Source organism: Modicisalibacter sp. 'Wilcox' (assembly GCF_010993675.1).
Lineage (GTDB): Bacteria > Pseudomonadota > Gammaproteobacteria > Pseudomonadales > Halomonadaceae > Modicisalibacter > Modicisalibacter tunisiensis.
Genome location: NZ_WNXF01000013.1, coordinates 38,032 through 51,735, shown reverse-complemented (window position 1 = coordinate 51,735; position 13,704 = coordinate 38,032). Strand labels below are relative to the sequence as shown.

The window sequence follows — 13,704 nt, the reverse complement described above, 5'->3', positions numbered from 1 at the left end:
AGCGGCCGCCGCGTCAGAAGAGATCCAGCTGGCGTTTCACCGGAGCGAAGGAGCGGCGGTGCTCGGGCAGCGGCCCGAGGCGCTCCAGCGCCGCCAGGTGTTCCGGGGTCGGGTAGCCCTTGTGGCGGGCGAAACCGTACTCGGGGAAGCGCGCATCGAGGGCGACCATCTGCGCATCGCGAGCCACCTTGGCGAGGATCGATGCGGCACCGATGGCCGGATGACGGGCGTCGCCCTTGACCACCGCCTGGCCGGGAACATGATGCCCGGGCAGGCGATTGCCGTCCACCAGCAGGTATTCGGCCGCCGGCGTCAGGGCGTCGATCGCCCGGCGCATCGCCAGGTGGGTGGCATGGTAGATGTTGAACTCGTCGACCTCGGCCGGCGTGGCCTCGGCCACGGCGAAGGCCAGCGCCCGCTCGCGGATCGTCGCGTCCAGCGCCCGGCGACGCGTCTCGCTGAGCGCCTTGGAGTCGCCCAGCCCGTCGATCGGCCGCTGCGGGTCGAGGATCACCGCGGCGGCGACCACCGCGCCCGCCAGCGGGCCGCGACCCACTTCGTCGACCCCGGCCAGCCGCTCGCCGGTGTAGTCGAGGACGATCTCGGCACTGCCCCGATAACCGGCGATGACATGGCGTCCTGCGACCGTGCTCATGAGGTCTCCCCGGGCAGCGCCGCCGGCGCCTCGGGCAGCGGCCGGCGCTCGGCCACCGCCAGTACCGCCTCGGCGGCGCGCTCGCTGGCGCCGCGCTGCAGCCCGGCGTGCAGGGTGGCAAAGCGCTGCTCCAGCGCCGCGCGCGAGGCCGGCTCGCACAGCCAGGGACGCAGGTGCTCGCCGATCGCCGTCGGCGTGGCGGCCTCCTGGATCAGCTCGGGCACCAGCGTCTCGCGGGCGATCAGGTTGGGCAGCGAGATCCACGTCGTCCTGACCAGCCGACGGGCCAGCCAGTGGGTGGTCGGCGCCATGCGGTAGGCGACCACCATCGGCCGGTGACAGAGCATCGCCTCCAGGGCCGCGGTCCCCGAGGTCAGCAGTACCGCATCGCTGGCCACCATCGCCTCCCGCGAGCGGCCGTCGAGCAGCCGGGTTCGTGCCTGCAGGCCGGGATGGGCCGCGAGCAGCGCCTCGAGCTCGCGCCGGCGTTCCGGCGAGGCCGCGGGAATCACCAGTTCGAGCCCATCGACCGTGGCCAGCAGCCGTTCGGCGGCCGCCAGGAAGGTCGGGCCCATGAAGCGGATCTCGTTGCCGCGCGAGCCGGGAAGAATGGCCAGCACCGGCGTCTCGGTGGGCAGCTCCAGCGCCGCACGGGCCGCGGCCCGGTCGTTGACCAGCGGCAGCTCGTCGGCCAGCGGATGACCGACGAAGGCCACCGGCACCCGATGCTGGCGGTAGAAGCTCGCCTCGAACGGCAGGAAGGTGAGCATGGCGTCCACCGCCCGGGCGATACCCTTGATCCGCCCCTGCCGCCAGGCCCACACCGAGGGGCTGACGTAATGCACGGTGGGCACCCCCGCCTCGCGCAGCTGACGCTCGAGGCCCAGGTTGAAGTCGGGGGCGTCGATGCCGACCATCACGTCGGGTCGCCAGGCCAGGGCGTCGTGGCGCAGGTGGCGACGGACCTTCACCAGCCCGGGCAGGTGCCTGAGCACCTCGACCAGCCCCATCACCGACAACGTCTCCAGCGGGTAGAGGCTCTCCAGGCCCTCGGCGATCATGCGAGGGCCGCCGATGCCGCGGAACTCGGCCTCGGGATGGCGGGCCTTGAGCGCGCGCATCAGCCCGGCGCCGAGCAGGTCCCCGGAGAGTTCGCCGGCGATCAGGTAGACGCGCATCGGCTCAACGGATGATGCCGCGGGTGGAAGCCTCGAGGGAGGCGATGAACACCGCCACCTCGGGCATCTCGCCGTAGCGCTCGTGCAGGTTCTCGAGCGCCTGCTCGACGGTCAGCCCCTGGCGATAGACGATGCGGTAGGCCTCGCTCAAGGCCTTGATCGCCTCGCGGGAGAAGCCGCGCCGCTTGAGCCCCACCAGGTTGAGGCCATGCGCCTCGCCCGGATTGCCGTTGACCATCAGGTAGGCGGGAATGTCCTTGGTGACGATCGAGCCACCGCCGCACATGGCATGCTCGCCGACATGACAGAACTGGTGGATGGCGGCCAGCCCGCCGAGGATCGCGAAGTTGCCCAGGGTGACGTGGCCGCCGAGGGTCGCCTGGTTGGCGAGGATGCAGTCGTCGCCGATCACGCAGTCATGGCCGACATGGGAATAGGCCATGAACAGGTTGCGGCTGCCGATGGTGGTCTCGCCGCGATCCTGGACGGTGCCGCGGTGCAGGGTCACGCCCTCGCGCACCACGTTGTCGTCGCCCATTTCCAGCCGGGTCGGCTCGCCGGCGTACTTCTTGTCCTGGCAGGCCTCGCCCACCGAGGCGAACTGGAAGATGCGATTGCGTCGCCCCAGCCGCGTCGGCCCGTTCACCACGACGTGCGGGCCGATACGGCACCCCTCGCCGATCTCGACGTCGGCGCCGATGACACTGAACGGCCCCACCTCGACATCATCGGCGAGACGCGCGCTGGGGTCGACGATGGCGGTTGGATGAATCAAGCGACCTTCCTCTCGGCACAGGTGATCTCGGCCTCGCAGGCCACTTCACCGTCGACGGTGGCGGAACACTGGAACTTCCAGATGCCGCGCCGGGCGCGGATCACCCGCGCTTCCAGGCGCAGCTGGTCGCCGGGCATCACCGGACGCTTGAAGCGCACGTTGTCGCTGCCCACCAGGTAGTAGACATAGCCGTCGGCCGGCAGCTTGTTGACCGTCTTGAAGCCGAGAATGCCACAGGCCTGGGCCATGGCCTCGACGATCAGCACGCCCGGCATGATCGGATGATGGGGAAAATGGCCGTTGAAGAACGGCTCGTTGATGCTGACGTTCTTGCGGGCAACGATGGATTCGCCGAGCTCGAGCTCCACCACCCGATCGACCAGCAGGAAGGGATAGCGGTGGGGCAGATACTCTCGAATTTCGTTGATGTCCATTACCATCGATGCGACCTCTGGAAGTACATATGCCTGCACGGAAGGCAGGCATCTCAGGCGGGACGTCGGGCGCCCCGCCGCGTTGATGTTGGCGCGGGATTATAGCGTTCCTGCACGCCGTCAGTCGCGCCTCAGCCGGTCGAACCCCGCTCGAGGCGTGACAGGCGCTTGGCGATGTCGTCGAGCTGCTTGAAGCGCACCGCGTTCTTGCGCCACAGCGCGTTGCTCATGGCGCCGGTTCCCGACGAGTAGACACCCGGTTCGGTGATCGAGTTGGTCACCAGGCTCATGCCGGTCACCTGCACGCCGTCACAGATCGTCAGATGGCCGGACAGGCCCACGCCACCGCCGAGCAGGCAGTGACGCCCCACCTTGGTGGAGCCGGCGATGCCCACGCAGCCGGCCAGCGCGCTGTGATCGCCCACCTGCACATTGTGGGCGATCTGCACCTGGCTATCGATCTTGACGTCGTCGCCGATCACGGTGTCGCCGAGCGCGCCGCGATCGATGCTCGAGCAGCTGCCCACCTCGACGTCGTCGCCCAGCACGACGCCGCCGAGCTGGGCGATCTTGTGCCAGCCGCGGCCATCATGGGCGAAGCCGAAGCCGTCGGCACCGATCACGCAGCCACTGTGCAGGATCGCCCGCTTGCCGACCACCACCCCGTGGTAGAGCGTCACGTTGGCATGCAGCCGCGAGCCGTCGCCGACGACCGAATCCGCGCCGATCACGCAGCCGGGGCCGACGCTCACGCCGTCACCCAGCTCGACACCGCTCTCGATCACCGCGTTCGCCGCGATGGTCACGTCGCGCCCCAGCACGGCGTCCCCGGCCACCACCGCGGAAGGATGCACGCCACCGGCGTCAGGCGCCGCCATGGGGTCGAACAGGCGCGACAGCTCGGCATAGGCCAGATAGGGATTGTCCAGCTCGAGGCGCGCCACCGGGCACTCGCCGCCATGGGCGGGATGAATCAGCACGGCGGCGGCCCGGGTCTGCGTCAGGTATTTCAGATAGGCCTTGTTGGCCAGGAAGCTGATGTCGTCCGGGCCGGCGTCGCTGAGGGTCGCCAGGCCGCTGACCCGGCGCTCGCCGTCGCCGACGAGAGTGGCCCCCAGTCGGTCGGCCAGCTCGGCCAGGGAGCAGGAAAAGGGCTCGGATCGTTTCATGTCATCGACGAGACGGGCGGCCGGCGCCCGATCCCTCACTTGGCGTTGAGAATCTTGGTGACTTCCTGGGTGATGTCCAGGCCGTCATTCATGTGCACGACCGCATCGCGGTCGACGACCAGATCGGCCCCGTGGCGCTCGGCCGCCTGCTGGATGGCCTTGTCCAGTCGCGGCTTGGCGGACTTGAGGAAGGCCTGCTGCTTCTTCTGCTGCTCCTGCTGGAGCTGGGCACGCAGCTGCTGGAACCGGCCGCCCTTCTGGCGCAATTCCTGCTGGAGCTTCTTGCGCTCGGCATCGGACATCACCGCGCCATCCTTCTGCAGGCGCTGCTGCAGTTTCTGCAGCTCTTCGCTCAGGGACTTCGCCTGCTGGCGCTGCTCGCTGGTCTGGTTGCGCAGCTCGTTCATCGACCGCTGGGCGGCGTCGGACTGCATCAGGGCGGCGCGCCAGTCGAGCACCACGACGTCCGTGGCGTAGGCGGGGGCGGCGGCGAGTGCGCCCAGCAGGCACAGCGCTCCGGTCAGTTTGCGCATGAATGACTCCTTTGCCGATCTCGGTGCCTCAGAAGGTCTGGCCGAGGGAGAATTGGAAGACCTGAGTGTCGTCGCCCGACTTGTCGTTGAGCGGCTGGGCGATGCTGAAGGTCAGCGGCCCCACCGGGGTCAGCCACGACAGCCCCAGACCGGCGCTGTAGCGCAGCTGGTCGAGCTGCACGCCGCTTTCGCAGCTGGAGCTGTAGCCGGACGGCACATCGTAGCAGTCGGTGAGGTAGGTGTTGCCGGCATCAAGGAACACGCTGGTCTGCAGGGTGCGATGGTCCTCGACGAACGGGAACGGGTAGATCAGCTCGGCCGAGCCCTCGACCAGCACGTTGCCGCCCAGGGTGTCGTTGTTGCCGGTGCCCCGCCGCGTGGTCTTCGGCCCCAGGGTGTTGCCGGAGAAGCCGCGCACCGAGCCCAGCCCGCCGGCGTAGAAGTTCTCGTAGAACGGGTAGGGGTCGTTGCCGACGGTATCCGCATAGCCGAACGTCGACGAGAACTTGAGCGACCAGTCGGTCGAGAGCTCGAAGAGCTTCTGGCCGCGATAGCGCAGCTTGTAGTACTGGGCGTCGGAGCCGGGCACGGCGGTTTCCAGCGACAGGCGCTGGTAGCTGCCGTCGGTGGGCAGGATGCCACGGTCGAGGTTGTTGCGCGTCCAGCTGGCGGTCAGCTTGTAGGCAATCGCATCCTTGCCCTGGCCATCGACGTACTCGATGATCTCGGCCGGCGTGTCGCTGTAGGTATTGATGCTCAGGTTCTCGAGACCCACGCCGAAGTTCAGCCGCGTGATGTCGTTGACCGGATAGCCGAAGTTGATGTTGCCGCCGTAGGCATCGGTCGAGTAGGTCGAGATGTCGGAATTCTTGTAGTCGGTCTTGCGATAGAAGACGTTGAAGCCGCGGGAGATGCCGTCCAGCGTCCAGTAGGGGTCGGTATAGCCGAAGTTGAGCTTGGTGTAGGTGTCGCTGCGCTGGGCGCCGATGTTCACCCGGTTACCGGTGCCCAGGAAGTTCTTCTGCGACAGCGAGGCACCGTAGATCACCCCGGCGGTCTGCGAGAAGCCGACGCTCGCCGAGATCGAGCCGGAAGGCTGCTCCTCGACGTTGTAGGTGACATCGACCTGATCGGGCTCGCCCGGCACCGGGCGTGTCTCGACGTCGACCTGCTTGAAGAAGCCCAGCCGCTCGAGGCGCTGCTTGGACTGGCTGATCTTGTCGGTGGAGGCCGGCGCGCCCTCCATCTGGGTCATCTCGCGGCGCAGCACCTCGTCCTGGGTGGTGGTGTTGCCCTCGAAGTTGATGCGCCGCACATAGGCACGCCGCCCCGGCTCGACCATGAAGGTCACGTCGACGGTGTCGCCGTTCTCGTCGACCTCGGGCACGCTCTCCACATTGGCGAAGGCGAAGCCCTCGGCACCGAGCTTCTGGCGCAGCGCCTCGGCGGAATCGGTCAGGGTGCTGCGCGAATAGATTTCCCCGGACCTGGCGGTGATGAGCTTGCGGGCCTGCGACTCGCTGATCTTGAGATCGCCGGCGAACTTGATCCGGTCGATGCGATAGCGCTTGCCTTCGTTGACGTTGATGGTCACGAAGATCTTCGACTTGTCGGGGCTGATCGCCACCTGCGTGGAGTCGATGGCGAAGTTCACGTAGCCGCGATCGAGATACCAGGAGCGCAGGGTCTCGAGGTCCCCGGACAGCTTCTCGCGGGAATACTCGTCGTCGGAGAACCAGCCGAAGAACCAGCCGGGGCGGTCCTCGAGCTGCAGCAGGCCGCGCAGGGTGTCGTCGGAAAAGGCCTGGTTGCCGACGATGTTGATCTGGCGGATCTTGGCGACGGCGCCCTCGTTGACCTTGATGTTCACCTTGACCCGGTTGCGCTCCATGGGCTCCACCGAGGTCTCGATGCGGGCGCTGTAACGCCCCTGGGCATGATAGAGCTGCTCGAGCTGGCGCTGCACGTCCTCGAGGGTGGCCCGCTGCAGCACCTGGCCCTCGGCCAGGCCGGCATCCTTCATCCCCTTGCGGAGATCGTCGTCGGAAATCTGCGAGTTGCCCTCGATGTCGATGCCGGCGATCGACGGCCGCTCGACGACGTGGATGACCAGCACATCACCGTCGCGTGCCAGGCGCACGTCCTCGAACAGACCGGTGTCGAACAGCTTCTTGGCGGCGTCGGCCAGCTCCCGGTCGTCGACGCGCTCGCTGGCGGAAACCGGAAAGGCGTTGAAGACCGACGCGGCGGAGACGCGCTGCAGGCCCTCCACGCGAATGTCGGAAACCGTGAAGGGGGCCGCGAAGGCCGTCGGGGTGCCGCACAGCAGCAGTGCCGCCAATCCAAGGGTCTTGAGTTTCATGCAGTCGCTTCGCTCGAGTTGTTTCCGCCAGCTCGCTGAACAGGCACCTTATACATTTACTCGGCCCACTGACAAGGCTGGCGCGCCGCGCGCCAGCGCCGGCCAACGCTACAGCCGCATCAGATCGAAGTACAGCGCCATCAGCATCAGGGTGCCGACCAGCGCCATGCCGATTCGCAGCCCCGCCGCCTGGGCGGCTTCCGAGACCGGGCGGCCGCGCGCCGCCTCGATGAGGTAATAGAGCAGATGGCCGCCGTCGAGGACCGGGATCGGCAGCAGGTTGAGCACCCCGAGACTGATCGACAGGTAGGCCATGAAGGACACGAAGCTCTCCAGACCGCTGCGGGCCGTGTCGCCGGCGATGCGGGCGATGGTGATCGGCCCCGACAGGTTGCTCGGCGAGATCAGCCCCAGCAGCATCTTGCGGATCGAGTCCAGGGTCAGCACGGTCATTTCCGTGGTGCGCGACACGGCCTGCCCCACCGCCGCCAGCGGCCCGTAGCGAATCTCGCGACGATAGGCGTCGGGCCAGGACACCGGTGCCACACCGGCGCCGATGTAGCCGATGCGCTCCCCGTCCTGCTCGTGGACCGCCGGGGTCAGCGATACCTCCCGTGTCTGCCCGTCGCGGGCCACCGTCAGGGTCATGGCCTGCCCGGGATGCGCCCGCACCGCCTCGACGAAGGCCGTCCAGCCGTCGATGGCGCGTCCGTCGACCGCGACGATGCGATCCCCGGAGGCCAGCCCGGCGCCGGCCGCCGCCCCGTCATCGAGCACCTTGCCCAGCACCGCGGGCGTCGCCGGCCGCCAGGGAGTGACCCCCAGGGTTTCCAGCGGCTGCGGCGGATCCTGCCCGACCAGCCAGCGATCGACCGGCACCGAATGGCGCTGGGCGGAACCGCCCTGATCGGCGTCGCGGGTCTCGATGTGCAGCGGCTGGCGAGTGCCGATGGCCGACAGCAGGCGCAGGTTGACGGCCTCCCAGGTCGGCGTGTCCTCGCCTTGCACGGCGACGATCTCCTGACCCGCCGCCAGCCCGCCTCGCGCCGCCGGCGAGTCGGGCGCCACCGTGCCGACCACCGGCGCCACCGCGGTGGTGCCGGCCACAAACAGGGCCCAGTAGACCACCAGGGCGAGCAGGAAGTTGGCCAGCGGCCCGGCGGCGACGATGGCGATGCGCTTGCCGACCGACTGCCGATTGAAGGCACGCGGCAACTCCTCGGAGGGCACCTCGCCCTCGCGCTCGTCGAGCATCTTGACGTAGCCGCCCAGCGGGATCGCGGCGATGGCGTACTCGGTGCCGTGGCGGTCGAAACGCGACCACAGCGGCTTGCCGAAGCCCACCGAGAAGCGCAGCACCTTGACGCCGCAACGACGCGCGACCCAGAAATGGCCGAATTCGTGGAAGGTGATCAACAGCCCCAGCACCACGACGGCCGCCAGGATGTTCTGAATCGCGTCCATCTCGTCCCTCCTCGATCAACGCAACAGCGACAATCGCTGGTCGGCCAGCCGCCGGGCACGGGCGTCCTCGGCGAGAACCTGCTCCAGGCTATCAGCGGGCACCGCCGGGCAAGCCTCGAGCACCGTCTCGACCACCTCGGCGATGGCCGTGAAGCCCAGCTGCCCTTCCAGAAACGCGGCCACCGCCACCTCGTTGGCAGCGTTGAGCACCGCCGGCGCCGTACCGCCCGCGCGCATCGCCTCGCGCGCCAGGCGCAGGCAGGGGAAGGCCCGCTCGTCGGCCGGCTCGAAGTCGAGCCGGGCCACCTGGAACAGGTCGAGCGGCTCGACACCGGCCGCGATGCGCTCCGGCCAGGCGAGGCCGTAGGCGATCGGCGTGCGCATGTCGGGGTTGCCCAGCTGGGCGATCACCGAACCGTCGCTGTAGGCGGCCATGGAGTGCACCACGCTCTGCGGATGCACCACCACCTGAACCTGCTCGGGACGCGCGGCGAACAGCCAGCACGCCTCGATCAGCTCGAGCCCCTTGTTCATCAGTGTGGCACTGTCCACGGAAATCTTGCGGCCCATCGACCAGTTGGGGTGGGCACAGGCCTGCTCGGGCGTGACACCGGCCAGCGCCTCCGGCGTCCAGCCACGGAACGGCCCGCCCGAGGCGGTCAGCAGCAGCTGGGTCACGCCGGATGCGGCCAGGCCGCCGGCGCGCGCGGGAGGCAGGCACTGATAGATGGCATTGTGCTCGGAGTCGATGGGCAACAGCACGGCCTGGTGGCGCGCCACCGCGTCCATGAACAGCGCCCCGGACATCACCAGCGCTTCCTTGTTGGCCAGCAGCACGCGCTTGCCGGCGCGCACCGCCGCCAGGGTCGGCAGCAGGCCCGCGGCGCCGACGATGGCCGCCATCACCACATCGACCTCGCCGGCCTCGGCCACCTCGACCAGCGCCGCCTCGCCGGCACGCACCTCGGTGGCGATATCCGCCGCAGCCAGGCGCTCGCGCAGCCAGGCTGCATCGGTCTCGCGCGAGAGGACCGCCACGTCCGGGCGATGCACCCGGCACTGCGCGTAGAGTGCCTCGCGCCGGGTGCCGGCAGTCAGGGCGTGAATGCGATAGCGTTCGGGATGCCGGGCGATGACGTCCAGGGTGCTGGTACCGATGGAGCCCGTGGCGCCCAGCACGGTGACGCGCTGCGCGGTGCGGCCGGGGGAAGGTGCAGTCATCAGGGCCTCCTCACTGCCAGAGCTTGAGCAGCGCGAACAGCGGCACCGCCGCGGTGAGGCTGTCGATGCGATCAAGAATGCCGCCATGGCCCGGCAGCAGCCGTCCGGAATCCTTGATGCCCCGCCAGCGCTTGAACAGGCTCTCGAGCAGGTCGCCAAGCACCGAGGCCAGGGTCACCACCAGGGTGATCAGCAGCAGCCACAGGCTCTCGCCGAACGGCAGCCCCAGACCCAGCGCGTAGCCCAGCGCCAGCAGCACGGTCACCGCCATGCCGCCGTAGACGCCCTCCCACGACTTGCCGGGGCTGACCCGCGGCGCCAGCTTGTGGCGACCGAAGCGCCGTCCGGCGAAGTAGGCACCGATGTCCGCCAGCCACACCAGCAGCAGCACGTAGAGCAGCCACTCGGCACCGCTGGCGCGCAGCTGCACGAGCCCCGCCCAGCAGGGCACCAGCACCCAGAGCCCGGTCAGCAGCCGGGCCGGCGACGAGCGCCACTGCCAGCCCCGCTCGGGGTAGCCGGCCACCCAGTAGAAGCTCAGCAGCCAGCCGCCGAGCGCCAGCCACAGCGGCCAGGCCGCCGCCACCGCACCGGTCTGCCAGCCGGCCAGCATCAGCACGGCGATCACCACCAGATAAACCAGCCGCCCCAGCGGGGCGGCGAGGCCGGAGAGGTTGGCCCATTCCCAGCCGGCGAGCAGCACGACGGCGCCGGTGAACAGCGCGAAGGGCGTGCCGGAGAGGCCGAACAGGCCGGCCAGCATCAGCGGCGCGAGAATGACGGCGGTAAGGATCCGTTGCTTAAGCACCCTGTGCCTCGATCTGTTCCTGGGTCATGCCGAAGCGCCGCTGGCGATGCGCGAAATCATCGAGCGCCTCGTCGAAGGCATCACCCCCGAAGTCGGGCCACAGACACGGCGAGAAGAAAAGCTCGGCGTAGGCCAGCTGCCAGAGCAGGAAGTTGGAGATGCGCTGCTCGCCGCTGGTGCGAATGCACAGGTCGACCGGCGGTGCACTGACCCGGCCGATCTCCTCGTCGAGCGCGTGCTCGTCGATCGCCTCGGCCTTGAGCTCGCCGGCCTCGACGCGTTCGGCCAGCCGTCGCGCGGCCAGGGCGATGTCGCGCTGCCCGCCGTAGTTGGCGGCGATGATCAGGTGCAACCCCTGATTGTCGCGGGTCAGCGACTCGGCCCGGGCGATGTACTGCTGGATGGTGTTCGAGAAGCGCTCCCGCTCGCCGATCACGCTCAACCGGATGCCATGCTCGTGCAGCTTGCCGACCTCGCGCTTGAGTACCCGCAGGAACAGCTCCATCAGCGCCCGCACCTCGGCGGGCGGACGCTTCCAGTTCTCGCTGGAGAAGGCAAACAGGGTCAGCGTCTCGACGCCGCGCTCGGCCGCGCGCCGGATCACCGCCCGGACCGACTCGACACCGGCCCGGTGCCCGCGCACGCCGGACAGGCCCCGCGCGCGTGCCCAGCGGTTGTTGCCGTCCATGATGATCGCCACGTGGCGCGGCAGGTTGGATGACTGCGGTGAACTCATGGTCTCTCACGCGGGAGGAAAGGGGCTCCCGGGCGGCACGCCGCCCGGGCACGGCTCACACCTGCAGCAGGTCGTGTTCCTTGGTTTCCAGCAGCTTGTCGATCTCGGCGACGTACTTGTCGGTCAGCTTCTGGATGGCGTCCTCGCCCTGGTGCTCTTCATCCTCGGTGATTTCCTTTTCCTTGAGCAGCGCCTTGATGTCGGCATTGGCATCGCGCCGCACGTTGCGCACCGCCACGCGGGCGGTTTCGGCCTCGCCGCGCGCCTGCTTGATGTAGTTGCGGCGCGTCTCCTCGGTCAGCGGCGGCATCGGCACGCGGATCACCGTGCCGGCCGTGGCCGGATTGAGGCCCAGGTCGGCGGTCATGATCGCCTTCTCGACCTTGGGCACCATGCTCTTTTCCCAGGGCACCACGGCGAGTGTCCGGGCATCCTCGACGTTGACGTTGGCCACCTGATTGATCGGCATCTGCGAGCCGTAGTACTCCACGGTCACCGCGTCCAGGATGCTCGGGTGGGCGCGCCCGGTACGAATCTTGTGGAAGTGGGCCTGCAGCGATTCCAGGCTCTTCTTCATGCGGGTTTCCGCATCCTGCTTGATCTCGTTGATCACGGTTTCAACCTCTGTCTATCAGCGTTCCTTCCTTACCACCCACGACCAGGTTGAGCAACGCTCCGGGCTTGGTCATGTCGAACACGCGGACCGGCATGTCATGGTCCCGTACCAGGCAGATGGCGGTCAAATCCATCACGCCCAGCTTGCGGTCGAGGGCCTCGTCATAACCCAGGCGCTCGTACTTGACGGCATCGGGATGCAGCACCGGGTCCTTGTCGTAGACCCCGTCGACCTTGGTGGCCTTGACCACCACGTCGGCATCGATCTCGATACCGCGCAGGCAGGCCGCGGAATCGGTGGTGAAGAACGGGTTCCCGGTACCGGCGGAGAAGATCACCACGTCGCCCGAGGTCAGATAACGGATCGCCGTACGCCGATCATAATGCTCGACCACGCCGCTCATGGGAATCGCCGACATCACCCGCGAACGGATGTTGGAGCGTTCCAGGGCGTCGCGCATCGCCAGGGCGTTCATCACCGTGGCGAGCATGCCCATGTGGTCACCGGTCACGCGCTCCATGCCGGCGGCGTGCAGGGCCGCGCCGCGGAACAGGTTGCCGCCGCCGATCACCATGCCGACCTGAACGCCGATGCCGACCAGCTGGCCGATCTCCAGCGCCATGCGGTCGAGCACCTTGGGGTCGATGCCGAACTCGCCGTCGCCCATCAGTGCCTCGCCGGAGAGCTTGAGCAGGATACGCTTGTACTTCGACTTCTTGTTGCGTTCCGGTGACGGCGTATTGCGGTCGGAAATGACAGGCATGCGGGAATCTCCTGGTAACGGCGGGATGTGGCTTGCCGGTGACATCCACCGGCCGGATACACGATGGCGTGCGCCTGGGCGCACGCCATGCGACAACCAGAAGCTAGGACCTCAGCTACGGCGAGCCTGTTCCATCACTTCCTTGGCGAAGTCGACTTCTTCCTTCTCGATGCCCTCGCCCACCTCGAAACGGGTGAAGCCGACCACCTCGCCACCCTGCGACTTGGCATAGTCGGCCACGGTGACGTTGGGGTCCTTGACGAAGGGCTGCTCGGTCAGGCTGTTCTCGGCCAGGTACTTCTTGAGACGGCCCTGGACCATCTTCTCGGCGATGTTCTCCGGCTTGCCGGCCATGTCCGGCTGGGCCAGGATGATCGCCTTTTCCTTGTCGAGCTCTTCCTGCGGCATGTCCTCGGGATGGGCCACGACCGGGTTGATCGCCGCGACGTGCATCGCGACGTCCTTGGCCGCCTCGGCGTTGCCGCCCTTGAGGACGGTCAGCACGCCGATGCGGCTGCCGTGGACGTAGGCACCGACCACGCCGTCGGCCGGGGCCTCGACGACCACCGCACGACGCACGCTGATGTTCTCGCCGATCTTCTGGACCAGCTGCTCGCGGGCTTCCTCGAGCTCGCCTTCCATCAGGGCGGCGACGTCTTCGCTCTTGCTCTCGAAGACCTTGCCGACCACGCGCTCGGCGAAGGCGCGGAAGTTGTCGTCACGGGCCACGAAGTCGGTCTCGGAGTTGACCTCGAGCATCACGCCGTAGCTGCCGTCCTCGGCGACACGGGTGATGACCGCGCCTTCGGCGGCGGTGCGGCCGGCCTTCTTGGCGGCCTTGAGACCGGAGTTCTTGCGCAGGTTCTCGATGGCCTGCTCGATGTCACCGTCCGCCTCGGAGAGTGCCTTCTTGCACTCCATCATGCCGAGCCCGGTGCGCTCACGCAGTTCCTTGACCAGAGATGCGCTGATAGCTGCCATGGTGGTAAA

Annotated in this window: 14 protein-coding genes; all 14 read right to left on the bottom strand. The window is 68.2% G+C overall.

Going from position 1 to position 13,704, the window contains the following annotated elements; translation table 11 throughout:
- Positions 1–13 precede the first annotated feature (13 nt).
- Positions 14–655, bottom strand: coding sequence for a ribonuclease HII (gene rnhB / locus G7A98_RS12515; protein ID WP_163650015.1), 642 nt, complete (start codon positions 653–655; stop codon positions 14–16).
- Positions 652–1,833 (bottom strand): lipid-A-disaccharide synthase, encoded by a 1,182-nt coding sequence (gene lpxB, locus G7A98_RS12510; RefSeq protein WP_163650014.1) that lies wholly within the window; start codon positions 1,831–1,833, stop codon positions 652–654. Before lpxB ends, rnhB begins: the two co-directional genes overlap by 4 nt.
- A gap of 4 nt (positions 1,834–1,837) precedes the next feature.
- Positions 1,838–2,608 (bottom strand): acyl-ACP--UDP-N-acetylglucosamine O-acyltransferase, encoded by a 771-nt coding sequence (gene lpxA, locus G7A98_RS12505; RefSeq protein WP_163650013.1) that lies wholly within the window; start codon positions 2,606–2,608, stop codon positions 1,838–1,840.
- A complete protein-coding gene (gene fabZ / locus G7A98_RS12500; protein WP_163650012.1) occupies positions 2,605–3,048 on the bottom strand; it encodes a 3-hydroxyacyl-ACP dehydratase FabZ in 444 nt (147 codons plus the stop codon). The genes lpxA and fabZ overlap by 4 nt, the downstream gene beginning before the upstream one ends.
- Positions 3,049–3,173: 125 nt before the next feature.
- A complete protein-coding gene (gene lpxD, locus G7A98_RS12495; protein WP_163650011.1) occupies positions 3,174–4,211 on the bottom strand; it encodes a UDP-3-O-(3-hydroxymyristoyl)glucosamine N-acyltransferase in 1,038 nt (345 codons plus the stop codon).
- Positions 4,212–4,246: 35 nt separating this feature from the next.
- Positions 4,247–4,744, bottom strand: coding sequence for an OmpH family outer membrane protein (locus G7A98_RS12490; RefSeq protein WP_163650010.1), 498 nt, complete (start codon positions 4,742–4,744; stop codon positions 4,247–4,249).
- Between the two features lie 28 nt (positions 4,745–4,772).
- Entirely contained in the window at positions 4,773–7,106 is a 2,334-nt protein-coding gene (bamA, locus tag G7A98_RS12485) for an outer membrane protein assembly factor BamA (RefSeq protein WP_205596266.1), read from the bottom strand.
- A 108-nt stretch (positions 7,107–7,214) separates the two neighbouring features.
- Complete coding sequence (gene rseP / locus G7A98_RS12480) at positions 7,215–8,570, bottom strand: RIP metalloprotease RseP (protein ID WP_163650009.1); 1,356 nt, start codon at positions 8,568–8,570, stop codon at positions 7,215–7,217.
- A 15-nt stretch (positions 8,571–8,585) separates the two neighbouring features.
- The gene (gene ispC, locus G7A98_RS12475) at positions 8,586–9,791 is read right to left on the bottom strand and encodes a 1-deoxy-D-xylulose-5-phosphate reductoisomerase (protein ID WP_163650008.1); all 1,206 of its coding nucleotides are present in this window, start codon (positions 9,789–9,791) and stop codon (positions 8,586–8,588) included.
- A gap of 10 nt (positions 9,792–9,801) precedes the next feature.
- On the bottom strand, positions 9,802–10,599 hold the full coding sequence (locus G7A98_RS12470) for a phosphatidate cytidylyltransferase (RefSeq protein ID WP_163650007.1): 798 nt from the start codon (positions 10,597–10,599) through the stop codon (positions 9,802–9,804).
- Positions 10,592–11,335 (bottom strand): polyprenyl diphosphate synthase, encoded by a 744-nt coding sequence (gene uppS, locus G7A98_RS12465; protein WP_163650006.1) that lies wholly within the window; start codon positions 11,333–11,335, stop codon positions 10,592–10,594. Before uppS ends, G7A98_RS12470 begins: the two co-directional genes overlap by 8 nt.
- A gap of 55 nt (positions 11,336–11,390) precedes the next feature.
- Positions 11,391–11,948 (bottom strand): ribosome recycling factor, encoded by a 558-nt coding sequence (gene frr, locus G7A98_RS12460; protein WP_163650005.1) that lies wholly within the window; start codon positions 11,946–11,948, stop codon positions 11,391–11,393.
- 4 nt (positions 11,949–11,952) lie between these two features.
- Positions 11,953–12,714, bottom strand: coding sequence for a UMP kinase (pyrH, locus tag G7A98_RS12455; protein ID WP_163650004.1), 762 nt, complete (start codon positions 12,712–12,714; stop codon positions 11,953–11,955).
- Positions 12,715–12,825: 111 nt separating this feature from the next.
- A complete protein-coding gene (gene tsf, locus G7A98_RS12450) occupies positions 12,826–13,695 on the bottom strand; it encodes a translation elongation factor Ts (protein ID WP_163650003.1) in 870 nt (289 codons plus the stop codon).
- Positions 13,696–13,704: the final 9 nt, after the last annotated feature.